Source organism: Niastella caeni (assembly GCF_004834005.1).
Taxonomy (GTDB): domain Bacteria; phylum Bacteroidota; class Bacteroidia; order Chitinophagales; family Chitinophagaceae; genus Niastella; species Niastella caeni.
In genome coordinates this window covers 101,002-124,922 of record NZ_STFF01000004.1, presented here as the reverse complement: position 1 = coordinate 124,922, position 23,921 = coordinate 101,002, and the positions used below count along the sequence as shown (strand labels likewise).

Here is a 23,921-nt window from a genome sequence, read left to right as displayed (position 1 = left end):
TTAAACGGAATGCAATGTTGATTAAATCTCAGGTCAAATATATTCAAAGTTTAAGCCACAAAAAATTGAGAGATAGCGAAGGGGTGTTTGTAGCCGAGGGGCCGAAGCTAATTAACGAATTATTAAGTGCCCGCCTGCCCCTGCAACAACTATATGCCGTAAAGGAATGGATCGACGGACAGGATAAAAATATTGCCACAACCGTAACAGAGGTCTCCGCCTCAGAACTGGAGCGCATTTCTTTATTGCAAACCCCCAACCAGGTGTTGGGCATATTTAAAAAACCGGCATTTACCGCGAGCAAGCCTGAGCGTAATACCCTGTCATTGATGCTCGATACCATACAGGACCCGGGGAATATGGGTACTATCATTCGTTGTGCCGACTGGTTTGGTATTTCGCAGGTCTTTTGCAGTGCCGATTGTGCCGATGCCTATAATCCCAAAGTGGTACAGGCTTCTATGGGCAGTATTGCGCGGGTACAGGTGCAATATGGGTCATTGACCGGTTGGCTGAAGCAGGCGCCCGGCCTGCCAACCTATGCAGCCGTATTGAACGGTACCGATCTGCGTTCACTGCCCCCGGTTAAAGAGGGCATTATTATTATAGGTAATGAATCGAAGGGCATCAGCGAAGATCTGCTGGCCCTGAGCAGCAACCGGATAACCATTCCACGACTTGGTAAGGCGGAATCGTTAAATGCAGCGGTTGCTACAGGAATTATTCTTTCACATATTACCAGTTTATAAATTTGTGGTTTGTAGTTTGTGGTTTGTTGTTGCTGCCGCGCTTTGTGCCTCTCGAAACCTATCAGAAATCCTTGAAATTAAAGAACAACAAACAACAAACCATAAACCACAAACAGTTTTATTACTCTTTCTTCACAACAATCCTTTGTGTGGCGTCCATCAAAATGTCGTCGAATAATTTTTTTATTTCTGCATAACCGGCAGCCGGAATTTTATACTGCTTCAAAACCAGGGTAGCGGTAGAATAAACAGCTTTTTCCGATTCGTTATACCAGTATTTGGTACTGTAGGTGGCATAGGCGCACGATTGCTCTTTGGGTTTGGGCAATGCTTCCACTACGGCGCCGGCCGGTAACCTGAATATGGTGGTATCGGTATATTCAAAAGGGTTCTGAAAATAATAATCCAGTTTACGGTTTTCGGCTTTGGGCAGTTTGGTTTCCCAGAATTTATACAACCGGGGCGCCAGGAACATTTTATTGCCGGCAGTAAATTCAGGTACTTTTTCAATGACCATATTCAGGGCCGTTGTATAATATTCGGTGCTGTCTTTTTTCAGATATTCGAACTCATCAGGCTGCTTGAAACCAAAACGATATACGATCGACTCTTTCTGATCGTCTTTCTTCTCGTTCGCAATATTATCCATGATCACCCTGTAACGCCCGGTTGAACGGAAGAGAGTAGCCGTTTTACCAGACCCATCCTCGGCCAGGTTAACGGTAGTTGTAACCAGGAATTTATTATCACCAGCCCGGCTAACCGGTGTAGGCACCAGCACGCCGCCTTCGTCGGTAACGAGTAATGCATTCCGGTTTTCAGTGAACGAACTCAACACATCGAAATCGGCAGTTGAACTGGTACATTCCAGCCATATGGAATCTTTAGGTTGCGGCACACACAGGATCACATGGTCGAAGGAAAAGCTCGAAGGAAAATCTTTGTCAACCGGCTCACTGTTATAACCCGAGTTAATGATGGCCACATGACTGTTTATATTCACGGCTTTCAGCGCCGCTTTCATATAATTGCTCAGCGCTTTACAATCGCCATACTTTTTCTTGTCGGTAAAATCGGCAGAAAATGGTTTTAAACCGCCAATGCCCAATTGAATGCTTACATACCTGAAGTTCTTTTGCAGGTAATCATAGACCAAACGTACTTTTTCCCGGTCTGAAGAAGCGTCTTTAACCAGATTGCGAAAGAAGGCTTTTCTGTCTTCCGGTAATTCATCGAGCCCTTTGTATAATTTGCCGATCCAGTCGCCATACGATTTCCAGGAAGAAAATTCGCCCTGGCTACCATAAAAGGAGAACCGGTTGGGCGCCAGTAAAATAGCCGGATAGCGGTTTTGATAACTTACCGCGCCGGCTTCGTCTTCTATAGGCGGCAAATCGGAAACCGACCATTTATATAACCGGTATTGACCGTCTTCGGAAACCTGCGGCGCCAGTTTTATGTTCTTTTCCTTATACCGCAAGTCGAGGTCTTTAGGCACCTTGGCGGTAAAACTTGATTTTTGAACTCCCTGGCCCGGCTTAATAATGTTATAGGAGGGAAAGAACAGGGTTTCTTTAAACTTCAGCTCATACTCATATTCCACGTTTACCGGGTAGGTTGAAACCGGCACATGAATGTAGGTAAGAAATCCATCCTCGATCAGCCCTTCGCCGGTTGCCACCGTGCGCATATCTTTCTTTTTATACTTGTTTATCTGCCTGCCAAACATATCGTATACCGTGATGGTTACATCACCCAACGAAACTATTTTTGACGTTTCTGTACCGAACGAAAGGGCTGATTTTCCCTTTTCATTTTTAACGGTCAGCATATTATGCACCTTGTAAGAAGCCCTGTCGATATCCGTTACTTCAAATACAATTTCCTCGAACCGCTTGATAACGTCCGCCTCTTTTTTCACGGCATCAGGCACTGACGACAGATCGTACAAAGGTAGCTGCGCCTGCACACCAACGGCAATGCAACAAAGTACAGTTATGATCGGTAAGCACTTTTTCATAGAAATTATCCTTTTTTCTTAATGGCGATCTGTTCGCTCAGTACGGCAAACAATTGTTTATAAAATTCCTTAAAATCGGCGTATTCCTGAACGGTAAAGAATGGTTTTTTAAATTCCAGTGTCATTCTTACGGCCAGTTGGTTGTTTTCAGCCACCAGGCGCCGGGTAATGGAGATGCTGGTATCGGGCATAATTATTCGCATATTCTTCGGCAATGTTTCAAAAGCATAGCCTTCGGGAATGGTTATATTGGCCACGATGCTGTACGACTGGTTCACGCCAAAGAAAACATCCGAGAACCGGTTATCGGCCACAAAAGGATTTTTCTCAAGCCGTGTAAACAGGTTGGTTGAAAAATATTTGTATTCGCCTGAGGAATTAACCGGCATCTTGAATTGCGCTTTTTGTATCAGCGGCATGGAATCGGCATCCAGGTTTTCCAGTACCAGGCTGTCGATGGTGGCGCCCTGGTTATCGGCTTTGAAATATTTTTCTATGTATTTGCTCTTTTCTTTTTTAGCATCCTCAATGCGCTGCACCCGGTCATAATCGTAACTGAACAGGCTAACGCGCCCGTTCATAATGCCCTCTTCATTAATGGCAGCCTGCATTACAACAACATTTTTCAATAATGTTTTATCATTCCATAGCGATTTCCAACCCCACTCAAAAGTTTCCGGTTTCTCTATCACCAGCCCTTCAGAGTACATCACGTCCAGGGGAATTAAATGCGAGGGGGTAATTTTTTCCGTTGCATCCAATACATAGGGTTTATCGCCGATCTCAACATACGCCAGCACTTTATCAAACTGTTTTACATCGGCTATAGCGCTGGTAACAGCGCCATGCGCCCGGGTGCTTACCAGGAGAGCATGCGCTTTCAACCCGGCGTCCTTCAACAGGTTCACCAGTATCAGGTTGATCTCACCGCTGGTTCCCTTTTTATCTTTCCACGCCGTTTTAACGCCATTTAAAGCCCAGATATTACTTAACCCGTTCCATTCCATATTCTTACGAACGTATTCATGAATGATCGCCATTTTACGATATGGGTCGGTAATGTTTTTCAATTGCTCATCGAGGTCGGCGGTGCGGGGTATGTTCCTTTTCAACTGAATGCCAAAATCCTCATCCTCCATAAGGGTTTTGATCTGTTCGGGCCAGGTCTTAATAAGACTTTGCCGGCGGGTAGCCAGGTTGACCGCCAGGAACCGGAATTCAATGCGCTGCAGATAGTCTTTATCACAACTGATATAGGGCTCGTCGCGCAGGGCCGGAATATCTTTCATGGAATAAACCTGGAGCAACCGGGTGCCCTTGGTATCCTTTTTAGTTTCGTAGGGCAATACGCAAAGCGGCGTTGCATACACTTCAATTGCACTGGGAAAATCAACGCGATAGCGGCTGTATTTCACCGGTATGCTTCGTTGAAAATACCAGTTCTCCAGGCTGACGCCACTCCATGCCTGCGTCCATTTATATTCAATGATGCTGCCCGCTTTTACTTCAGGGAAGGTGAATATTTGTTCGGTACGATATTTATCGATGGGCTTTTCATAAATGAGCTTCTTCTCCACCTTGGTGGTAACAATGTTACCTGCGCCATCGAGGTTATAGGTTTGGGCCGACAAGTTCTTAATATATTCAACATTGCGATAGCTGTAATAAGGAATTTTAATGTCGGCCTGGTCCTTGCCTTTATCTTTCAGGATCTTTATGCGTACATGCCGTTCCAGTTGCATGCTGCTGCCCATGGAAGACAGATCGCAGTACAGTTCGCCAACATCGAAGAGCACAACTGCTTCTGCTTTTTCATCAAAATCACATGTTTTCATTTCCAGGTCTGCCTTTTCAACTTTTCCAAAGCCTGGAATGTCGCCGCCTTTCTGCGCAAGCGATGATAATGTAATTGCCAGGCAGGCGATAAGGATTGTTAATTTGGTCATGGGTTTATTATGGTTAATGCTTTCAATCGAGAATGCTGGCAAAACAGCTAGTGGCTAGTAGTAAGTGGCTAGTAGGGCTTACTATTCGTGATTCTCCTTTGAATTTTCACATCCTTATTCGCTTGCTTTTCCCCGCTCGCCACTTGCTTCTTACTACTCGCTTTTTTCCCACTCGCTACTTACTACTAGCTTTTTTTCTCCACTCGCCACTTGCTACTCACTACTCGCTATTCTTTTGCCTTCCCACTCGCTACTCGCTTAATTATCGTTTTCTCAACACAACCTGCTCATTCATGATCTCCGCCATTTTTTTATAGAAGTCTTTCACATAATCATATTCCTCTGCGGTGAATACGCTGCGGGTAGTGGCAATTACATATCGCACCAGGATCGTATTTTCTTTTACTTCCAGCAACCGGGTAAGAGAAATACTGGTATCCGGCATGATCATGCGTACATTCTTGGGCAGGCTTTCTATTTTTAATGAAGCCGGTAATTCTATGGTTTCAACAACCGTATGCGATTGCAGGCAGCCATAATCGATATTGGTAAACCGGATATCAGAGATGAACGGGTTTTTGGCAATACCACTGAACAGGTTCAGGTTAACCAGCTTGTAATCGCCGCTTACAGTAGCAGGAATGGAAAAATGAAACTGTTGTTCAAGCGGCATTGAATCGTTCTCGAGATTATTCAAAACCAGGCTATCCAGTTTCAACCCTGCCTGGTAAGTGGTATAGTAATTTTCACGAAAACGTTCCTTATCACGCGCCCAGGCCCGCATGCGGTTAAGCCGGGCGTATTCATCGCTTTGAATGATCGCTTCGCCCGTTAAAGCGCCTTCATCATCTATAAGGGCATGAATGCTTACATAGTTCTTGTCTTTTTTAGCCGTTTCTGTTAAAGTAATGATGCCGCCTTTTTTACGATTAACAACAAACGCTTTGGTATTGATGACCGAGAACGGTATCATAAAGGGCGGGGTATAGGCGCCTGCTGCATCAAGCACATATTTATTGTCGCCAATTACCACATACGCCATTACTTTATTGAATTGATCGATAAAAGGATATTCCGGGTTCACTTTGCCATGGCCACGTTCGCTAACCAGCAAAGGATAAACTTCCAGTCCGGCTTCTTTCAGCAGGTTAATCAACAGCAGGTTAACGTCACCGCTGCTGCCTTTCTTTTTTTCCCAGGCCTCCTTAACGCCACTGGTAGTTCCAATGCCGCCGATGCCATTCCAGCCAACCGCTTTATAAACTAAATTGTAAACGGCAGCCATCCGCTCAAACGGAGGCGACATCGCTTTTACTTTGTTGATCCATTCTTCCCCAACCGGTATGTTCTTATTCAGTTGAAGACCAAATACGGGGTTCGACATCAACTCACGGGTAACTTCATTCCACGTAGTCATGTAGCGCGTAGTACCGCCAAAAGTGCCCTGGTAGCCCGACAACTGAAATTCCACGTGTTGCAGGTAATCTTTTTCAGCATCCATGAACGGTTCATCGCGCAAACCGGCAATGTTCTTCATTCCAAAATAAATTCTGCCCGAACCCTTTTCCTGTTTTATTTCAATAGGGAATTGTTCGCTCTTGAATACGCGGTAAGCAAATTCGTAATTAGGCATTACCACCAACGTAAACTGGCTGTTCATAACAGGCAGCTCGCTCTGGAAATACCAATCGTTGAGGTAACTATAACTTTTAGAAGTAGTGGTGTATTTGTATTCAATAATGCTGCCCACCTGCACATCGGGAAAGGCAAATTTAACTTCGGAGATGCGTTCATTTATTTTTTGCCGGTAAATGGCAGAAGAAGGCACATGTTTAATATCGGCAACACCATTGGGAGTAACATTATAAGTGTAGGCTTCAATGTTACTTATATATTCAATATCGTCCTTATGAATATAACGAATAGCAATATCGCCATGCCGGTTGCCCCTGGACTTTAGAATTTTCAGCCGGACACGCCTGGTAAAAATAAGATTATACTGCTCGTTATGATCTGCGGATGCCTGGTCAAGGATCACTACGGCATCGGCTTCCTTATCAAAAGAACAAACAGTCAGGGTTTTCTCATCTGCTGTGATTTCTCCAAATTCAGGTAAGGTTGTTTGTGCCGCACACAGGTTTACTATAGCAAGCAACAACCAGCTACAAACAAAGCGTTTCATGTACAGATGCTTTTTAGCAATTACAAAAAACATCGAATGTTGAATGTCGAAGGCAAAACCCGAACCGGGAATTTCACTTCGATATTCATCATTAAAATTCGTTATTCGATATTTAATTATGAGATAAACGGTTGTCTGATTCGTTTATTCCCAGCCTCCCCGATTTTGTAAATTTATTCGTTCATATCAACCAGCCGGTATAGCTTTGTTGAAATTGGCAACCTGAACTAAATATGAGTGGAATTGTTCTGTAATCTGGGGTAGGGCGGTTTTCATATTGGGTTAATTTATGCAAGTATAATAAAAAAAAAGAACCATATTCACCTGGTAGGATAAAAGCACGCAAATATGTTATCGAAAAATGCTAGTATGTTAATTTTTTATATAACTCTGGCAATGGCCGGGTTAGGGCAACAAAATAACAAACCAGAAAAAAAAGCGCCCGGTGGGGCGCCTGGCGCCACTTATAATCGTTTAGATAACACTTTGTTATGGAAAATAAGCGGGAACGGCCTCACGCGGTCATCCTACCTGTTTGGCACCATGCACGTTTTATGCGCCGAAGATGCCACGGTGAGCGACAGCCTGAAACTGGCCATTAAATATTGCGACCGGATCTATTTTGAGCTCGACATGGACAATATGTACGAATTGATGGGCGCCGTGAAATACCTGCGCATGAACGACGGCAAAAAATTGTCGGAGCTGCTCACCAAAGAAGAATACGCGCGGGTAGAAGCGTATTTCAAAAGCCACTCGGTTCCATTACCATTGACCATGATGAACCGGTTCAAACCCTATTTCATTTCCAGCCTCATTGGCGAGCAAATGATGAGCTGTTCGCAAAAGAACGGGATGGAAGAACTGATCATGCGGGAAAGCAAGCAATACCCGAAAGAAATAAGAGGGTTGGAAACGACCGAATTCCAGGCTTCCATCTTCGACAGCATACCCTACGAAAAGCAGGCGAAAGACCTGATTAACTATATCGACAGCATAGACAATTACAAACAGGTAACCATGGAAATGGTAAAAGTGTACCGCGAGCAAAACCTCGACCGGATGGATACGCTGATGCACAAAAGCGATCCCGGGATGGATGAATATATGGACCTGCTGCTGTATGGCCGCAACCGTCATTGGGTTGAACAAATGCCGGCATTGATGAATAAGCAATGTATTTTATTTGCCGTAGGAGCGGGGCATTTACCCGGCGAACAGGGCGTAATTAACCTGTTGCGAAAAAAGGGTTACAAAGTTACGCCGATGGGGAATGTGAACAGGAAGACGGAGAGTTTGTGAGGATTTAGAGATTTCGGAATTTTGAGATTTAGCGATTTCTCGTAGGGCTAAACCCAAATGAAATCAAAAAACCTGCCTGCCGGCAGGCAGGTCACTAAATCTCAAAATCAGAAATTATCGAAATCAGTCAATTTCGTTTAAAACTGTTCCAGTGCACTAAAGAAGAAATTACCTTCAATCAATGCATTCTCGTCGCTGTCGCTACCATGAACGGCATTTTCGCCAATGGAAGTAGCAAACAATTTACGAATGGTGCCGGCTTCTGCCTGGGCAGGGTTGGTGGCGCCGATCAGGGTACGAAACGCTGAAACAGCATCAGGCTTTTCCAGTATGGCGGCAATGATCAATCCGCTGCTCATAAAGTCAACCAGTTCGCCATAAAAGGGACGCTCTTTATGCACTGCATAAAACTCACCGGCTTTTTCCTTACTTAACTTGGTCATTTTCAGCGACACAACGCGGAAACCTTCTTTAATGATCCGGTCCAGGATAGCTCCGGCATGCCCGTTTTTCATGGCGTCGGGCTTAATCATTGTAAACGTGCGGTTACTCATACAATCTTCAATTTTGGCCGCAAAAGTAAGGAAATGGTTTGTTGTTTATGGTTTGTTGTTTGTTGTTATTCCTAATTCAGGCAGTCATTAAAATTTTCATCTTCAAAACCAAAAAGGTATGCCATCATTAAAGATAGCATGCCTTTTATATTATGTTTTTACATTCTGCTTTATAAATCTGCCGCATTTAATAAAGACTTTCAAAAGCGCGGCAGCAACCACAAACCATAAACCACAAACCACAAACTATTTTGGCTGTTGGACTTTATTTCCGCAACTTTGCTGCCGTTTCATGAAACCTATACAAGAGATATATCCACTTTTAACTACCCCACGTAATGTGGTGATTACCACGCATCAGAAACCTGATGCGGATGCCATGGGCAGTTCCCTGGCCATGTATCATTTCCTTAAATCCTTTGGCCATTCGGTAACCATAATTTCGCCTACCAACTGGGCTAAATGGCTCGACTGGATGCCAGGCGCCTCTACCGTTATTGATTATGAACTGCAGCGCGACAGGGGAGAAGCCGCCTTACAACAGGCGCAATGGGTTTTCTGCCTCGATTTCAATGTGCTCATACGCACCAAGCATATGGCTAACTCCTTACGCCAGGGCGCTTATGACCGCATTCTGATCGATCATCACCAGCAACCCGAAATGGGCACCTATACCTGGGGCATCAGTGATACCGGTAAAAGCAGCACCTGCGAAATGGTGTATGATTTTATTGTACAATCCGGTTATAGCGACCGCATTACCCCGGCTATGGCCGATTGCTTATATGCCGGTGTTATGACCGATACCGGGTCGTTCCGTTTTGGTTCGGCCAGCGCCTCCGTTCACCGGATGGTAGCCGACCTGAAAGATCGCGGGTTACAACATACCCTGGTGCATGAGAACATTTACGATAACTTCCTGGAGAACAGGCTCCGCTTCATCGGGCACATTCTGCTGCACCGGATGGACCTGTTCTATGAATATAATACTGCGCTTATTTCCATTCCCAAAAAAGACTTATTGCGATATGAAATTAAAACCGGCGATACCGAAGGGCTGGTGAACTATCCTTTAAGCATCCAGGGCATAAAACTGGCCGCTCTGGTAATTGACCGCGATGAGGAACGGAAATGGAGCTTCCGCAGCAAAGGCGATTTCGATGTAAATACTTTTGCCCGCACCTATTTTGAAGGCGGTGGTCATTACAATGCTGCCGGTGGCCGCAGCAGCGATTCGCTCGATGTTACCGTTCAGCATTTCATTGAGGCTATGAAGAAAAACGAGTTGCAATTACAATAAAACTTTATTTAAATAAGCAGATGAATCGTCCATGACAAAATTTTCATTATCATACAACAGTCTATGAAAATTTTGGCATGGTAAGATCCATCTGGCCAAAAGACAATAAATATTCTCAGATGAAAAAAACAACTATTTTATTAAGTGCCCTCTCTTTATTGTTATTGGGAACGGCCTGTAAGAACAGTGGGTTCAAAAAAACAAAAAGCGGCTTGCTTTATAAGATCGTCTCTTCCGGTAATGGACCTGCAGTAAAACGGGGTGATGTTATAAAACTCACGTTTGTACATAAATTAAGAGATTCCGTACTTGCCAGCTCCGAAGATCAAATGCCTTTTTATGCAAAGGTCGACAGCGTAGGGCCGATATACGATCCACAGGAAATATTCACCCTGCTGCACAAAGGCGATAGCGCAGTAGTGATTCGCCTGGCCGACAGCCTGGCTAAAAAACAAGGCATGCTGCCAGAGTTCATCAAACCAAAAGATAAGCTCGTTTTATCGTTTAAAGTAATAGAAGTATTTACCGTTGACAGCGTTGCCCAAAAAGACCAGATGGCAGAAATGCAAAAGGCCCAACAACGCCAACAAAAAAAGCAGGAAGACCTGAAAGGACCTAAAGTAAAAGAACTGGAAGACTACCTCGCCAAAAACAATATCAAGTTCCAGAAAGCGCCTCAGGGTACTTTTGTTGAAATAAAAGATCCAGGTAATGGCGCCCAGGTTGATTCGGGTAAATTTTGCTCTATCCGTTATACCGGTAAATCATTCCCTTCTATGAAAGTGTTTGAAACCAACATGGAAGCCGGTAAACAACCTTTCGATGTGGTAGTTGGCACACACGCCGTAATTCCTGGTTGGGATGAAGGTTTGAAATATTTCAAAAAGGGTGGAAAAGGTACACTGTACATTCCGTTCTTCATGGCCTATGGTGCACAACCTGGTCCTGGCGGAAAACAATACGAAAACCTTGTTTTTGATATTGAAGTGGTGAATGTAAGTGATTCAGCGCCTAAACAAGCTATGCCTCCCGGAATGCCAATGCCTCCTCAACAACATGGCGCAGGTGATGGACATAAGCATTAAGAAGTTTATGGTTTATTGTTTATAGTTTGTAGTTGCTGACGCGCTTTGAGAAGTCTTTACTATAACGCACCGCAAAATAAACTAAAAGGTATGTTATCTATTGATAGCATACCTTTTCTCATTTTTTGAGGCTACATAATATGTAAGGCTGCCGAACAGTGAACGAACAACAAACAACAAACAACAAACAACAAACAACAAACAACAAACAACAAACAACAAACAACAAACTACAAACAACAAACTAATTCTATTGCTTCTTTCGCCTCCTTCACATCATGTACTCTTATAATATTTGCACCATGTAGTAATCCGACGGTATTTAACACCGTAGTTCCATTAAGGGCTTCCTCTGCGGTTATGCCCAGGGTTTTATAGATGGTCGATTTGCGGGAAAGACCGATGAGGATGGGTTTATCGAGCATTTTCAATGCCGCCAGGTTCTTCAACAGGGTAAAATTATGGGCAGGCGTTTTGGCAAAACCAAAGCCCGGATCGATGATCATATCGGTAATGCCGGCGGCATGGCATTCGGCAATCTTTTGAATAAAGAAATCAAGCACCTCGCGGGTTACGTTGTCGTAGGTGGCATGTTGTTGCATGGTAGCCGGCGTACCTTTCATATGTGTACATACATAGGGAACCTGCAGGCGGCCTGTAGTGGAGAGCATAAGCGGGTCGATAGTGCCCGCACTGATATCATTAACTATTGAAGCGCCGGCTGCCACTGCCTCCGCCGCTACGCGCGCATAATACGTGTCAATAGAAACTACGGCTTCCGGGAAATTAAAACGCAATGATTCAATAGCACCAATAACCCGTTGCAGTTCTTCATCGGGCGTTACCTGGGTGCTGTTGGGCCTGGTGCTCTGTCCGCCAATATCCAGGATATCGGCGCCGGCCTGCAGCATGTGTTCGGCCTGTTTTAAAATGCCGGATTCGCCCATAAACCGGCTTCCTTCATAAAACGAATCGGGCGTGGTATTAATAATGCCCATCACCAACGGTTTCTCCGTAACCAGTAAGCGGCCTTTACAATTCAGCGTATACATTTATGGTTTGTTCGTTATTTTTATTCACAAATGTAACATACTCATTTGTTTGTTACATTTGATTATTAATGAAAGGCTAGTAGCAAGTAGCTAGTGGCGAGAGGGGAAATGCAGGCAGGAAAACTGCAAATAATAGCGAGTTTCGAAATGGAAGTCCTACTAGCCACTTACCATTTACCACTAGCCATCACCACACAATATTCTATATGAGAATTTTACTTACCATTACCCGTATCATCGTAGGCGTTCTGTTTATTTTCTCCGGATTGGTAAAAGCCAATGACCCCCTTGGACTGAGCTATAAAATGCAGGAATTTTTTGAAGTGTGGGGCTGGAGCTTTCTCGATAATTATACACTGACCTTTTCGGTAGCCATGATCGCGTTTGAGATCATTGCCGGCGTGGCCGTGCTGGTAGGCTGGCAAATGCGTTTGTTCAGTTGGCTGCTGTTGCTGCTGATCGTGTTTTTTACCTTTTTGACGGGTTATGCGCTGTTCAGCGGAAAAATACGTGAATGCGGTTGCTTTGGCGATTGCATTCCCTTAACCGCCGACCAGTCTTTTATGAAAGACCTGATCCTGCTGGTAATGATCGGCTTTATTTTCTGGCAACGAAACAAGATCACCCCTTCTTTAAATACGATGTACAGTCTTGTAGCCCTTTTCTTTACCACCGTTTTCTCCTTTGCTTTTCAGTGGTACGTACTGTTACACCTGCCTGTAAAGGATTGTTTGCCGTATAAGATCGGCAATAATATTCCTGAAAAAATGCAGGCGCCGCCCGGTTCTATACCCGATAGCACCGTTATCAGTTTTGTATATGAAAAAGCAGGAAAACAGGTAGAATTTACAGCCGATAACTTTCCGGCCGATTATGATGAGGCAACCTATAAATTTGTAAAGCGGTACGATAAAGTGGTGCGCAAAGGCAATGCCTCGCCGGCCATTAAAGATTTTGCACTGCAAACATTTTTTGGCAACGATACCACGCAGGCGTTGCTGAATGAAGACCAATACCAGTTATACCTGTTTTTGAAAAACGGCTATACAACCGGTAAATGGACCAACGATCTGAATGTGGTTATGCGGGGCGCTGAACAAAAACACATAAAAGGATACCTTGTTACCAATATCCCTATTGAAACCCTGCGCAACAATCCACCCGATGTGTTTTATGCGTTTACCCCGTTGCGTTGTGACGCCACCGCCATTAAAACAGCCGCCCGTACCAACCCGACTTTGTTTTTAATTAAAAAAGGAACTATTGTAAATAAATGGAGTTATGCGGATCTTGAAAATGCGTTGTTGGTTATAAATAATTTACCTGGAAATAGCTCGAATGGCGAGTAGCTTGAAAGCGAGTAGTGAGTGGCGAGTAGTGAGTGGGGAAAGGCAGAATAGGATAGCGAGTTCTGAATGGAACTCCTACTAGCCACTTACTACTAGCCACTAGCTAACTGAAAAAACTAGCACAATTGATAAAATATTTCATAAGACGAATTTTATACGGCCTGCTTGTAATGCTCGGCGTTATTGTGCTGGTATTTTTATTGTTTCAGGGTTTTGCCGATCCCTCGCGGCTCGTAATGGGGCAGCGGGCTGATGCCGCTACACAAGAAAACATCCGCCGCGAGCTGTATCTCGATCAACCGAAATGGAAACAGTTCGTGCTGTTCGTGAACGATCTGTCGCCACTGGCCATACATACCGACAGCGAAATAGAGAAAAAGCAATTGAAAGGATTCTTTATAGGCAGCGGTATTAACCTGGCTATTAAAGTGCCATACCTGCGGCGTTCTTATCAAACCAAGAAAAATGTAGGCGAAGTATTGATGGAAGCTTTGCCCGGTACCCTGCTGCTGGCCATTGCCGCCATGTGCATTGCCATTGTTATTGGCATTCCGCTGGGCGTATTGGCCGCGGTGAAGAAAGACACCTGGATGGATACCTCCGCCATTTTTACCAGCGTGCTGGGTATTTCGGCGCCTTCATTCTTTATGGGCATTGTAATTGCCTACCTGTTTGGTTTTGTCTGGAGCCAGTACACCGGTTTACATATGACCGGCAGTTGGCGCGATATGGATGAAATTACCGGTCAGCCGTATTGGTCATTACAAAACCTGTGGTTGCCTGCACTTACGTTGGGTATTCGTCCGCTCGCAATTATTACGCAGTTAACACGCAGTGCCATGCTCGATGTGCTGAACCAGGATTATATTCGTACAGCATATGCAAAAGGATTATCAAAAAGCGTGGTGGTATGGAAGCATGCTTTGCGCAATGCGCTTAACCCGGTGATCACCGCTATTACGGGGTGGTTTGCCGAACTGCTGGCCGGCGCCTTCTTTGTGGAATACATTTTTGGCTGGAAGGGGATAGGTAAAGTAACGGTAGATGCGTTGGAAAAACTCGATTTCCCGGTAGTGATGGGATCGGTATTGATCACGTCCTGCTTTTTTATACTGGTAAATGTACTGGCCGATGTGTTGTATGCGGTGGTAGACCCCAGAGTACGGTTAGAATAATGTGCTAATTTGCTAATGGAAGACCAGCTATAAGCTTCAAGCGAAATGCTGAACTCAAATTGTATTGCTTGCAGCGTGAAGCTTGTAGCTTGCAGCTGATTTTATTTAGAATTCAGAACAAAATATTTATGCATAAACTTTTTATAACCACAGCCGCTATTGTACTTGTAACAGCTTGCCATAGAAAACATAACCCGCAAAAGGAATTCAGTAAATCCTTGTTCCGCGCGTACGATCATACCGCGGAAAATTTATTTACCAATAATTGTGAAGGACCGGCAGTTGACAAAGAGGGAAGGTTGTTTGTTGTGAATTTTCAAAAGGACGGCACTATTGGACTGGTTCAACCCGACGGGAAAGTGGAATTGTTTGTTACTCTGCCTGGCAAAAGCGTGGGCAACAGCATTCGCTTTAACGCGGATGGGCATATGCTGGTAGCTGATTTTGTGGAGCATAACGTGCTGGAAGTTGATCCTGATACCAAAGCGACAAGCGTTTATTGCCACGACGACCGGTTTAACCAACCCAATGACCTTTGCATCAGCAAAAAAGGCATTGTATATGCATCAGACCCCAACTGGCAAAAACAAACCGGCCAGATCTGGAAAATAGGAAAAGACCGCAAAGCCGTATTGCTGAAAGAGAACATGGGCACAACCAATGGCATTTGCCTGAGTCCCGATGAAAAAACATTGTATGTGAATGAAAGCATTCAACGTAAGGTATGGGCATTTGAACTCGACGATAAAGGCAATATTAAAAGCGAACGCACCTTTGCCACCTTTACCGATTATGGCATGGATGGCATGAAATGCGACAGCAAGGGCAACTTATACATTACGCGACATGGTAAAGGAACGGTTGCCATTTTCAACGACGGCGGCCGTCAGATACAGGAGGTGGAACTGAAAGGTAAAGATGTAAGCAATATTACTTTCGGCGGCAAAGACGAAAGAACCTGTTTTGTTACCTTACAGGATAGAAAGTGTATTGAGAAGTTTCGGACGGATATTCAAGGAAAATAAGGCAAAGAGGCAACAAGGTATAAGGGCAACGAGAAGAACCAATTGGCTATTGCCAATTTACAATAGCAATAGCCAATTGGCAATAATAATTCGATCAGCTATTACCGGTAAGGTTATAGATCTTTTGCATTCTCTCCAGTATTCCCTCAAAATCAATATGCAGGTCTTTTAACAAGCCATTGTGCAGGTCAAACACCCAGCCGTGCACAACAGGAAATCCTTTTTCTTTATAAGAAAGCTGCACGGCGGCTGTTTTAATAAGGTTGGTGGCCTGTTCTATTACGTTCAATTCTACCAGCCGGTTGTAGCGAAGCGCAGGATCAGCAATGCTGTCCAGTTCTGTTTCATGCAGGCGATAAACATCTCTTATATTACGGAGCCATGGATTCAATATACCCATGTCAATAGGTTGCATGGCTGCTTTCACCCCGCCGCAGTTGTAATGCCCGCACACAATGATGTGTTTAACGTGTAAGTGACGAACGGCATAATTCAAAACCGACATAACGTTGAGGTCTGTACTATTTACCAGGTTGGCAATGTTACGATGTACAAACACCTGGCCGGGACCGGCGCCCATAATTTCTTCGGCGGTTACGCGACTGTCGCTGCAGCCGATGTACAGGTATTCAGGTTGCTGATCCTGGGCCAGTTTGTTGAGGAAATTGGCATCTTTTTCCGTTTGCTGACTAACCCAGGTGCGGTTGTTCTCAAAAATCTGGTCGTAGGAAAGCATATATGGAAAGGTTTACATTTGAATAAAATTGTTAGCTACACGGGCCGGCGGTATCTTTTCTACCCCCAGCATTTCTTTCAGATCTATCTCAATCGTGCGGCTGATGGTACTGATAGGAACGTCGTTGGCAGCGCCCTCAAACGGATTTTCGGTACTTTCCCCAATTAAATCCAACGTGATAAAGATCCAGCTTACCAAAATGCTGAAAGGAATATTAAGCCAGATAAAATAACCTCCCAGTTTGGAAAATTCATTGAGCATTCCCAACGGTAGCAAAATGCTAAAGATGGCAAAAAAGATCCGGCTGAGGCTGGAATACTGGCGCGGGTAGGGAAAGTTCTTGATGCGCTCACTGCCGCCCTGGTGATCATACAGTTCTTTAAGCAGTTGCTGCAATTCCAGGTATTTCAGTTCGGTGATCATACCCTGTTCAGCAAGCTTTCTGAGATCAGTTGACTGCAGGGCCATTACCTGCGTGGCAATATTCTTTTTGCCTTTGATCGATTGCCATTCTTCTTCCATCAAAAATTCTTTCAGGTCTTCCACCATCGAAGTTTCCCATTCAGGCACGGGATACAATTTCTGGTATTCGATATACTCCGGGTTGATCCGGGCATTTTCCCATTGCCTTTTTTCCCTGAGTTGATGACGCAGGGCTGTGATCCACGCAAGATGGCGGTATATTATTCGCTGATGCACCTCTTTTAATGTATTTTCCTGCGGATGACGAATAAAATCGATCACCGCAATGCCAAAAGCGCGGCTTGAATTTATTATTCTTCCCCATATTTGCCGGGCTTCCCAGGAACGGCCATACGTAGCATTATTGCGAAAACCGGCAACCAACGCTGCAGCCGTACCAACCAGCACAATAGGAGGCCAGGGAAGAGCGATCCACGTGCAGCCGGTTGTTACATATAAAACCGTTGGTAAAACGGCCAGGATTATAAGTATGTAAATTTTCCTGCGCGTCCAGTATATAAATTCCTTTATGGTATAGTGTCTTCCCGAATGCATATTCAGTCAATTAGCATGGTTAAAAAATAAATGCGGCGCAAACAATTATTCTTATGAAGCACATATTCACTCACGGCAAATTTGCACTAAAATATTTACGAAGCAAATTTTTAATTGGTAACTATTGGCTGAATGCAAAAAAGGCTGTCTCGCATTGTGAAACAGCCTTCTGTAGCAGTTAGTTTATTGCGATATTAATAGATAATTATTGTAAGGCCACCGGTAAGGCTGGCATTGATACTCCAATCAAGTCTGTCGCCCTGAGGACTATCGTTCATGTACGTAGGGCCACCACTGGAGGCTTGTATGGTAGCATATTCATTGCCCCAAAAGTAAGAACCGAAATGGCGTAATGTAATACTGGCAACATTATGAAGATCAGGTAACGTAAAGGCATCTGTTTGACCGTATGACACCACTATTTTACTACCGAACGCATTTAAATAAGCAGTAGGCGTGCCATCGGTAAACGTTACTTCCAGCCAGGCCATATCAACCACGTCGCCGTTGGGCCTGTAATTGGTGAGGCTTGAATTTGTTACAGCGGTGCTGCCCTTTACTTTCGATTGGCTTTGGAGCTTTGCCATGATGGTTTGCACTTCATCAAATTTTTTCAGCGATTGCAGGCTTACATTCCAACCAGATTTTTTCGGGGCAGGTGCTGCAGCTTGTGTACCGCCATTGTTTGCATACATGGCATTCACCTGCAACACGCACAATAATAAGGCAGCGGCACAGAACCTGACAAATGAGTTACATTTCATAATAAAGATTTTTTGGTTATAAGATAAGATTGTATACCGGTTTCCGGTGTACGTAAAATTAAAAGAGGGCACTGCAGTATAAACAGACTCTTCAACGTTGCCTGAAATGAAGCATAAAAAAACCTTTGTATTTATAATAAAAGGTTTTACGCCTCCTGCAATAGTCAATAGGCGCGCCCAGCTCTTTCATATCGTTCAAATATTTAAATAGCGTACTTCTGGCAATACCCAGGTGGGTTGCCAGCCTTTGCGCATCACCGGTACATTCTGATTGAATACATTGGTCAATGGCGCTGATGCGATAAAAATATATTTTCATGGGTAAACCGTTTATGGTAACCCCTGGCCTTTAACACGGGCAGGCTTACATTGCCTGAACCAGTGCTGGTTTTAATTTCTAGCCTGTAAGTATTATTTTTTCTGGAACCGCAGGGAAAAAGGTTCGCCCTGGGGGTAGAAATATGTTTCCCGGTGCCGGTCGTAATCAATGGAAACGCCCATTTCCTTTAGCAGGGAAAGGTACTGGTAAAGTGACCGTTCGGAAATGTTCAGCCGATGTGATAATACCCTGGGATTGCCCGTCGCTCTTATTTGAATGAGGTGATTTATCCGTTCTAAACGGGTAACGAATGAGGGAAGCATACGATAAGGTTTTTTGTGGTTGATTAACTAGGAGATAAAATTAAAGCTAATCAATTAAAACACAAATGAAAATTGGATTAATAATCAGGCTAACCAGTGTTCATTGCTCCCCATTAGCCGGGACCGATAGCCGGTGGCTGATTCTTATTTTTGGTTCTTGAGATTTGTCTTTTGGAATTTACTTACTGTATAACTACGGTTGTAATGACATTTTCACCAAGCGTTTCGTTCACGCGTTTGATGATGTTCTCTTTCTGATAGAGGAGTTCCTGTTTAAGCGGGGCCATACTGGTAGTGATATAAAGCGTTTTACCTTGGATCTGGATCTTGTCGGTGTATTTGGCAATGGTTTTGCCCATGATCTGCTCCCACACATCTTCAATTTGCAATGCCTGTATGGAACCTTTCAACCGGCTGTGGTTGAGAAAGTATTTTAAAGCATCTCCTAATGAATATTCACCCATTGTATATTGTTTCTTGTTTGTAGTTTGTTGTTTGTCGTTGAACCCTATATCGGGGATTAATTATTGACAGGCAACACACTGATACTCGAAGGTAAGAACACTTCTTAAATTACCGAGTTTAAATTAATAGTTCAGCCCGATCTAAAAAACCACAAACCACAAACCACAAACTACAAACTACAAACTGATTAATTGAAACGGTATTCCTAAATTATTAAAATGGAATTTTATCCTATCCTGGTGGGTATCAGTAATAAAAACCTGGCCGGCGTTTTTTACACAAACATAATCGAGCAGGTTGTGCATACGGTCGGCATCGAGTTTTTCAAACACATCATCGAGCAGGAGCAGGGGTGGGAATTGTTTGGCCTGTTTCAGGGTTTCAAATTCGGCCAGTTTCATGGCAAACAGCAGACTTTTTCGCTGTCCCTGCGAAGCCAGGGTTTTAAACGGCTGGTTGTTCAACTGGGTATTAATGTCGTCGCGATGAATACCCCCGCTGGTACGCTGCACCATCACATCTTTCTGGCGAAGCCGCTGCAATAGTTGCGGAAAAGAAGCGTCATGTAACTGGCTTTCATAATGTAATTCCAGCGGTTCGGTATGACCGGCTATCTGGGTATAAAACTGCTTGACCAGAGGCAGAAAACCGAGCAGGAATTCCTTTCTTTTACGGTATACATAATCGCCGTAGCGGGTGAGTTGCTCGTCGTAAACATCGAGTAATTTAAAATCGGTGATCCTTTTCTCGGCCATTGATTTTAAAAAGCCATTGCGTTGCTGCAATACTTTATTATAATCCATCAAATGTTGCAGGTAAGAGGCGTCTAATTGACAGAGCAGCGCATCGAGCAGGCGGCGGCGTTCTTCGCTTCCACCGGTAATAATTTGCACATCATCGGGCGCTATAATTACGCAGGGCAATTTTCCGATATGGGTAGCCAGTTTTTCGTAAGGCTCTTCATTCACAGAAAATTCCTTTCTACCGGTTTCGCGCAGCACACAAACCACTTTCAATGGATCGCCCTGCAGGGTAAAATGGCCTTCTATCCTGAACCCGGCAGCGCCGTGTAAAATATTCTGGCTGTCGCTACGGGTAAAATAGCTTTTGGTGAAGCAGCAATAATAAATGGCATCCAGCAGGTTGGTTTTTCCCACACCGTTCGAGCCGCAAATACCTACGATCCGTTCTGTAAACGGAAATTGCTTTTGTTGGTAGTTCTTGAATTGGGTAAGTGATATGTTTGTTAGAGATAACAAGTTATTTAGTTCTTTAGGTATTTAGTTGTTAGTTTTCGGTTCCCAGATCAACTTATGAACTAAATAACTTTCGAACTTACTAACTAATTAAGGCGCAATATACCACACTATATGTTGAATTTCCCCTTACTCATTTCAATTTTCGGCTTACTATTGTTCTGCAGGGCCCATTGTTGAATTGTTATGGCATATAGTTATGTGATTTATGGTCTGTGTTAAATTGTTTTGATAGATTGTTACGTGATCTGTGGTCTACGTTGAGCTGCATTGATAGATTGTTACTGATTTTATGACCTATGTTGAATAGAAAGGCCTGTTGTGAGCTGTTTTGGCATACTGTTGCGTGTTTTTATGGCCAATGTTGAGCTGTTTTGATGGTTTGTTACGTTGTTTATGATCTATGTTGGGTTGCCATCGACCTTTATTGTAAGGAATAGCGAATTCCTTACAACTTTTCTGATTTCCCGGAAGGATTGCGGAGTTCCCGGAAGGTTTTTTGATTTCCTGGTAGGATTGCGGATTTCCCGTAAGGATTTTAGATTTCCCGGAAGGATTGCGGGGTTCCCGTAAGGTTTTTTGATTTCCCCAAAGGATTGCGGAGTTCCTGGAAGAATTCCTCCTTTCCTGTAAAGTATCCTGAATCCCTTTCAGAAAGTGTGCACTTAAGCCCGAAACCGGTAACTGGTATCCGGTAACTGGCAACCGGCAATCTGCCATTTTTGCCGAAAACAGGGCCCTAAATACACATTTTGCCCATTTTTTCATCCAATTAACTGGCTATCAAACCGTCTATAGGGCTTAAAATCTCATTTCACCATTTCGTATTTCCCTTCTTACCCTTATCTTTGCACCCGCCTTTGCCAGGCTTGCCCCGATGAGTCGGGAGGCTTCGGCGGGGTTAAAACCTCAAATTTTTATAAAGTGGCTTCGAAATTCTCCAAAGAAACGTATTTGTATTGGTACGAGTTAATGCTATTAATCCGTCAATTTGAACTGGCAGCCGAAGAAAAATATAAAATGGAAGGTAAGATCCGCGGCTTTTTCCACGCCTACGTAGGGCAGGAAGCAATTGCCGCCGGCGTTATGACCGCTACCCGCCAGGAAGATCCTTTTGTAACCGCTTACCGCGACCACGGTCTGGCACTGGCAAAAGGCATGAGTCCCGAAAGCTGTATGGCCGAACTGTATGGTAAAGCAACAGGTTGCGCCAAGGGTAAAGGTGGTAGCATGCACTTTTTTGGTAAAAAAGAATATTTCTTTGGTGGCCACGGTATAGTAGGAGCCCAGATTGGAACCGGAGCCGGATTAGCTTTTGCTGAAAAATATAAAGGTACCGACAACGTTTCATTGACCTTCTTTGGCGATGGCGCTGCCCGTCAGGGTATTTTGCACGAAGTGTTCAATATGGCCATGACCTGGAAATTACCAGCCATCTTTATTTGTGAGAATAACAATTACGCCATGGGTACATCGGTAACCCGTACCAGCAACGTACACGATATTTTTAAACTGGCCGATGCATATGAAATGCCTGCCGATTCTGTAGACGGCATGAGCGCAGAAGCGGTACACGAAGCCATGGCCCGCGCAGTAAAAAGAGCCCGTGAAGGCGGTGGACCAACTTTACTGGAAATTAAAACCTACCGCTATAAAGGGCACTCTATTTCTGACCCGCAGAAATACCGTACCAAAGAAGAGGTGGAAGAATACAAACAACGCGATCCCATTCAACTGGTGCTCAACACTATTCAAAAGAATAAATACGCAACCAAAGACGAAATTGAACAGATCAATAAACGCGTGAACGATAGTGTAGCGGCCGCTGTAAAATTTGCAGAAGAGTCGCCCATCCCAACGGAAGACGAAGTGTTGAAGGATATTGTAATGACACCCGACTATCCGTTCATCGTAGATTAAATAAACTCTTTTCCCTAAGCAAACAACATTGTCCAACTAAAACAAGATAATTCATGGCCACTGACGTAAAACAAGTGCCTGAACAACCAGTAGAAAAATCAACCGAAGAAAGAGTGGTGGATTCCGCCCGCGATTTCTGGGGTAAGAACAATAAAGTTATTACTTCCGTAGTCGTTGGTTTGGTAGTGGTTATTGGCGGTTACTTCGCATATAAAACATTCTTTAAAGCGCCCGCAGAAGCCAAGGCGGCTGAAGCCATCTGGAAAGCAGAAGACTATTTCAGACAGGATTCATTTAATCTGGCGCTGAATGGCGATGGTGTTAACATTGGTTTTGTAAAAGCCAGTTCAAAATTCAGCGGAACCAAAGCCGGTAACCTGGCTACGTTTTACGCTGGCGCCAGCTACATACAACTGGGCGATTATAACAATGCCATCAAATTCCTGAAAGATTTCTCTACCGACCAGGAAGCAGTTAAATTACGCGCCACCGGTTTACTGGGCGACGCCTATGCTGAACTGGGCAAGAAAGAAGAAGCGATCGATTATTATAAAAAGGCCGGAACTTTGTCTGAGAAAGATGATGTGAATTCGCCCGAGTACCTGTTCCGCGCAGCAATGCTGAACCAGCAACTGGGCAAGAACAAAGAAGCTATCGAGCTGCTGCACACGATCAAGGATAAATATCCTCAAAGTCAACGTGCATTTGAGGTTGATAAATATTTAGGTAAACTGGGCGACTTGAATTAAGGTTACCAGGTACCAGTTGCCGGAATTTGAAAACTGGTCTCGACATAATCGGAAAGAACTGGGAACTGGAAACCGGGAACCGGAAACCGAATAATATGGCTGAAGTAAGCAATAGTAAATTATTACAGATAGATGCAGGCATTCTAAACACGAATGCCTGTGTTGTTATAGTACGCACCGAATGGAATGCCGCCATTGTAGATGAATTGGAAAAAGGCTGTTTAACAGTTTTTGAACGTGAAGGCGTGAAAAACGTAAAGGTGATCACCGTTCCCGGCGCTTTTGAAATTCCTTTCGGTATTAAAAGCTTTTGGGACGCAAATAAATACAAAGACGACCGTCCGCACGCGTTCATTGCTCTCGGCTGCGTGCTGCGCGGCGATACACCACATTTTGAATATGTTTGCCGTGGCGTAACAGACGGCATTACACAATTGAACTTATCCTTACCGGTGCCTACCATTTTTGGCATCTTAACCGTAGATACCGATCAGCAGGCGCAGGAACGCATTGGCGGTAAACACGGCCATAAGGGAGAAGAAGCCGCGATCACCGCCCTGAAGATGATCTCAATAACGCATTCGTTTAAAAACCATTATTGATATACAGAGAGGGTCTTTCCTGTAGGGAAGC

22 protein-coding genes are annotated in these 23,921 nt (G+C 44.1%); 10 read left to right on the top strand and 12 right to left on the bottom strand.

Annotated elements, in window-relative coordinates; all coding sequences use genetic code 11:
- The first annotated feature begins 14 nt into the window (after positions 1-14).
- Positions 15-749 carry a TrmH family RNA methyltransferase gene (locus tag FAM09_RS15415; protein WP_136578027.1) on the top strand — a complete coding sequence of 245 codons (735 nt, stop codon included), beginning with the start codon at positions 15-17 and terminating at the stop codon, positions 747-749.
- Between the two features lie 121 nt (positions 750-870).
- Here FAM09_RS15415 and FAM09_RS15410 read toward each other — a convergent pair whose 3' ends face one another.
- From FAM09_RS15410 to FAM09_RS15400, 3 genes are all read right to left on the bottom strand, one after another.
- A complete protein-coding gene (locus FAM09_RS15410) occupies positions 871-2,769 on the bottom strand; it encodes a DUF3857 domain-containing protein (protein WP_136578026.1) in 1,899 nt (632 codons plus the stop codon).
- A 5-nt stretch (positions 2,770-2,774) separates the two neighbouring features.
- The gene (locus tag FAM09_RS15405) at positions 2,775-4,715 is read right to left on the bottom strand and encodes a DUF3857 domain-containing protein (RefSeq protein WP_136578025.1); all 1,941 of its coding nucleotides are present in this window, start codon (positions 4,713-4,715) and stop codon (positions 2,775-2,777) included.
- A gap of 262 nt (positions 4,716-4,977) precedes the next feature.
- On the bottom strand, positions 4,978-6,897 hold the full coding sequence (locus FAM09_RS15400) for a DUF3857 domain-containing protein (RefSeq protein ID WP_166437169.1): 1,920 nt from the start codon (positions 6,895-6,897) through the stop codon (positions 4,978-4,980).
- Positions 6,898-7,266: 369 nt separating this feature from the next.
- Between FAM09_RS15400 and FAM09_RS15395 the strand changes: the two genes are divergently transcribed.
- Complete coding sequence (locus tag FAM09_RS15395; RefSeq protein WP_166437168.1) at positions 7,267-8,199, top strand: TraB/GumN family protein; 933 nt, start codon at positions 7,267-7,269, stop codon at positions 8,197-8,199.
- Between the two features lie 137 nt (positions 8,200-8,336).
- Here FAM09_RS15395 and FAM09_RS15390 read toward each other — a convergent pair whose 3' ends face one another.
- On the bottom strand, positions 8,337-8,753 hold the full coding sequence (locus FAM09_RS15390; protein ID WP_136578022.1) for a nucleoside-diphosphate kinase: 417 nt from the start codon (positions 8,751-8,753) through the stop codon (positions 8,337-8,339).
- Positions 8,754-9,045: 292 nt separating this feature from the next.
- Here FAM09_RS15390 and FAM09_RS15385 point away from each other — a divergent pair, with 292 nt between their 5' ends.
- Together FAM09_RS15385 and FAM09_RS15380 are read left to right on the top strand one after the other, a co-directional pair.
- The gene (locus FAM09_RS15385; RefSeq protein ID WP_136578021.1) at positions 9,046-10,053 is read left to right on the top strand and encodes a DHH family phosphoesterase; all 1,008 of its coding nucleotides are present in this window, start codon (positions 9,046-9,048) and stop codon (positions 10,051-10,053) included.
- A 119-nt stretch (positions 10,054-10,172) separates the two neighbouring features.
- A complete protein-coding gene (locus tag FAM09_RS15380; protein ID WP_166437167.1) occupies positions 10,173-11,138 on the top strand; it encodes an FKBP-type peptidyl-prolyl cis-trans isomerase in 966 nt (321 codons plus the stop codon).
- Between the two features lie 230 nt (positions 11,139-11,368).
- Here FAM09_RS15380 and folP read toward each other — a convergent pair whose 3' ends face one another.
- Positions 11,369-12,190 carry a dihydropteroate synthase gene (gene folP, locus FAM09_RS15375; protein WP_136578019.1) on the bottom strand — a complete coding sequence of 274 codons (822 nt, stop codon included), beginning with the start codon at positions 12,188-12,190 and terminating at the stop codon, positions 11,369-11,371.
- 206 nt (positions 12,191-12,396) lie between these two features.
- Here folP and FAM09_RS15370 point away from each other — a divergent pair, with 206 nt between their 5' ends.
- The 3 genes from FAM09_RS15370 (at position 12,397) to FAM09_RS15360 (ending at position 15,739) form a co-directional block, all read left to right on the top strand.
- Complete coding sequence (locus tag FAM09_RS15370; RefSeq protein WP_136578018.1) at positions 12,397-13,539, top strand: BT_3928 family protein; 1,143 nt, start codon at positions 12,397-12,399, stop codon at positions 13,537-13,539.
- Positions 13,540-13,664: 125 nt separating this feature from the next.
- The gene (locus tag FAM09_RS15365) at positions 13,665-14,714 is read left to right on the top strand and encodes an ABC transporter permease (RefSeq protein WP_136578017.1); all 1,050 of its coding nucleotides are present in this window, start codon (positions 13,665-13,667) and stop codon (positions 14,712-14,714) included.
- 128 nt (positions 14,715-14,842) lie between these two features.
- Positions 14,843-15,739 carry an SMP-30/gluconolactonase/LRE family protein gene (locus tag FAM09_RS15360; protein WP_136578016.1) on the top strand — a complete coding sequence of 299 codons (897 nt, stop codon included), beginning with the start codon at positions 14,843-14,845 and terminating at the stop codon, positions 15,737-15,739.
- A 94-nt stretch (positions 15,740-15,833) separates the two neighbouring features.
- Here the strand turns inward: FAM09_RS15360 and FAM09_RS15355 are convergent, their stop codons facing one another.
- From FAM09_RS15355 to recF, 7 genes are all read right to left on the bottom strand, one after another.
- Positions 15,834-16,475, bottom strand: coding sequence for a carbonic anhydrase (locus FAM09_RS15355; RefSeq protein ID WP_136578015.1), 642 nt, complete (start codon positions 16,473-16,475; stop codon positions 15,834-15,836).
- A 12-nt stretch (positions 16,476-16,487) separates the two neighbouring features.
- Positions 16,488-17,492 carry a bestrophin family protein gene (locus tag FAM09_RS15350; protein WP_136578014.1) on the bottom strand — a complete coding sequence of 335 codons (1,005 nt, stop codon included), beginning with the start codon at positions 17,490-17,492 and terminating at the stop codon, positions 16,488-16,490.
- Between the two features lie 194 nt (positions 17,493-17,686).
- Entirely contained in the window at positions 17,687-18,256 is a 570-nt protein-coding gene (locus tag FAM09_RS15345; protein WP_136578013.1) for a hypothetical protein, read from the bottom strand.
- A gap of 91 nt (positions 18,257-18,347) precedes the next feature.
- Positions 18,348-18,575, bottom strand: a complete 228-nt coding sequence (locus FAM09_RS15340; protein WP_136578012.1) for an HTH domain-containing protein — start codon at positions 18,573-18,575, stop codon at positions 18,348-18,350.
- Positions 18,576-18,667: 92 nt separating this feature from the next.
- The gene (locus tag FAM09_RS15335) at positions 18,668-18,898 is read right to left on the bottom strand and encodes an HTH domain-containing protein (protein ID WP_136578011.1); all 231 of its coding nucleotides are present in this window, start codon (positions 18,896-18,898) and stop codon (positions 18,668-18,670) included.
- 182 nt (positions 18,899-19,080) lie between these two features.
- A complete protein-coding gene (locus FAM09_RS15330; RefSeq protein ID WP_136578010.1) occupies positions 19,081-19,362 on the bottom strand; it encodes a DUF721 domain-containing protein in 282 nt (93 codons plus the stop codon).
- A 177-nt stretch (positions 19,363-19,539) separates the two neighbouring features.
- A complete protein-coding gene (gene recF, locus FAM09_RS15325; RefSeq protein WP_136578009.1) occupies positions 19,540-20,622 on the bottom strand; it encodes a DNA replication/repair protein RecF in 1,083 nt (360 codons plus the stop codon).
- A gap of 921 nt (positions 20,623-21,543) precedes the next feature.
- Between recF and pdhA the strand changes: the two genes are divergently transcribed.
- From pdhA to ribH, 3 genes are all read left to right on the top strand, one after another.
- The gene (pdhA, locus tag FAM09_RS15320; protein WP_136578008.1) at positions 21,544-22,539 is read left to right on the top strand and encodes a pyruvate dehydrogenase (acetyl-transferring) E1 component subunit alpha; all 996 of its coding nucleotides are present in this window, start codon (positions 21,544-21,546) and stop codon (positions 22,537-22,539) included.
- Positions 22,540-22,592: 53 nt separating this feature from the next.
- Positions 22,593-23,288, top strand: coding sequence for a tetratricopeptide repeat protein (locus FAM09_RS15315; protein WP_136578007.1), 696 nt, complete (start codon positions 22,593-22,595; stop codon positions 23,286-23,288).
- 95 nt (positions 23,289-23,383) lie between these two features.
- Complete coding sequence (gene ribH / locus FAM09_RS15310; protein WP_136578006.1) at positions 23,384-23,890, top strand: 6,7-dimethyl-8-ribityllumazine synthase; 507 nt, start codon at positions 23,384-23,386, stop codon at positions 23,888-23,890.
- The last annotated feature ends 31 nt before the right edge of the window (positions 23,891-23,921 follow it).

Excerpts from the sequence above, each read along its gene's own strand:
- FAM09_RS15415 (WP_136578027.1), top strand. The coding sequence starts at position 15 with ATGTTGATTAAATCTCAGGTCAAATATATTCAAAGTTTAAGCCACAAA.
- FAM09_RS15410 (WP_136578026.1), bottom strand. The coding sequence starts at position 2,769 with ATGAAAAAGTGCTTACCGATCATAACTGTACTTTGTTGCATTGCCGTT.
- FAM09_RS15405 (WP_136578025.1), bottom strand. The coding sequence starts at position 4,715 with ATGACCAAATTAACAATCCTTATCGCCTGCCTGGCAATTACATTATCA.
- FAM09_RS15400 (WP_166437169.1), bottom strand. The coding sequence starts at position 6,897 with ATGAAACGCTTTGTTTGTAGCTGGTTGTTGCTTGCTATAGTAAACCTG.
- FAM09_RS15395 (WP_166437168.1), top strand. The coding sequence starts at position 7,267 with ATGTTAATTTTTTATATAACTCTGGCAATGGCCGGGTTAGGGCAACAA.
- FAM09_RS15390 (WP_136578022.1), bottom strand. The coding sequence starts at position 8,753 with ATGAGTAACCGCACGTTTACAATGATTAAGCCCGACGCCATGAAAAAC.
- FAM09_RS15385 (WP_136578021.1), top strand. The coding sequence starts at position 9,046 with ATGAAACCTATACAAGAGATATATCCACTTTTAACTACCCCACGTAAT.
- FAM09_RS15380 (WP_166437167.1), top strand. The coding sequence starts at position 10,173 with ATGAAAAAAACAACTATTTTATTAAGTGCCCTCTCTTTATTGTTATTG.
- folP (WP_136578019.1), bottom strand. The coding sequence starts at position 12,190 with ATGTATACGCTGAATTGTAAAGGCCGCTTACTGGTTACGGAGAAACCG.
- FAM09_RS15370 (WP_136578018.1), top strand. The coding sequence starts at position 12,397 with ATGAGAATTTTACTTACCATTACCCGTATCATCGTAGGCGTTCTGTTT.
- FAM09_RS15360 (WP_136578016.1), top strand. The coding sequence starts at position 14,843 with ATGCATAAACTTTTTATAACCACAGCCGCTATTGTACTTGTAACAGCT.
- FAM09_RS15355 (WP_136578015.1), bottom strand. The coding sequence starts at position 16,475 with ATGCTTTCCTACGACCAGATTTTTGAGAACAACCGCACCTGGGTTAGT.
- FAM09_RS15350 (WP_136578014.1), bottom strand. The coding sequence starts at position 17,492 with ATGCATTCGGGAAGACACTATACCATAAAGGAATTTATATACTGGACG.
- FAM09_RS15345 (WP_136578013.1), bottom strand. The coding sequence starts at position 18,256 with ATGAAATGTAACTCATTTGTCAGGTTCTGTGCCGCTGCCTTATTATTG.
- FAM09_RS15340 (WP_136578012.1), bottom strand. The coding sequence starts at position 18,575 with ATGAAAATATATTTTTATCGCATCAGCGCCATTGACCAATGTATTCAA.
- FAM09_RS15335 (WP_136578011.1), bottom strand. The coding sequence starts at position 18,898 with ATGCTTCCCTCATTCGTTACCCGTTTAGAACGGATAAATCACCTCATT.
- FAM09_RS15330 (WP_136578010.1), bottom strand. The coding sequence starts at position 19,362 with ATGGGTGAATATTCATTAGGAGATGCTTTAAAATACTTTCTCAACCAC.
- FAM09_RS15315 (WP_136578007.1), top strand. The coding sequence starts at position 22,593 with ATGGCCACTGACGTAAAACAAGTGCCTGAACAACCAGTAGAAAAATCA.
- ribH (WP_136578006.1), top strand. The coding sequence starts at position 23,384 with ATGGCTGAAGTAAGCAATAGTAAATTATTACAGATAGATGCAGGCATT.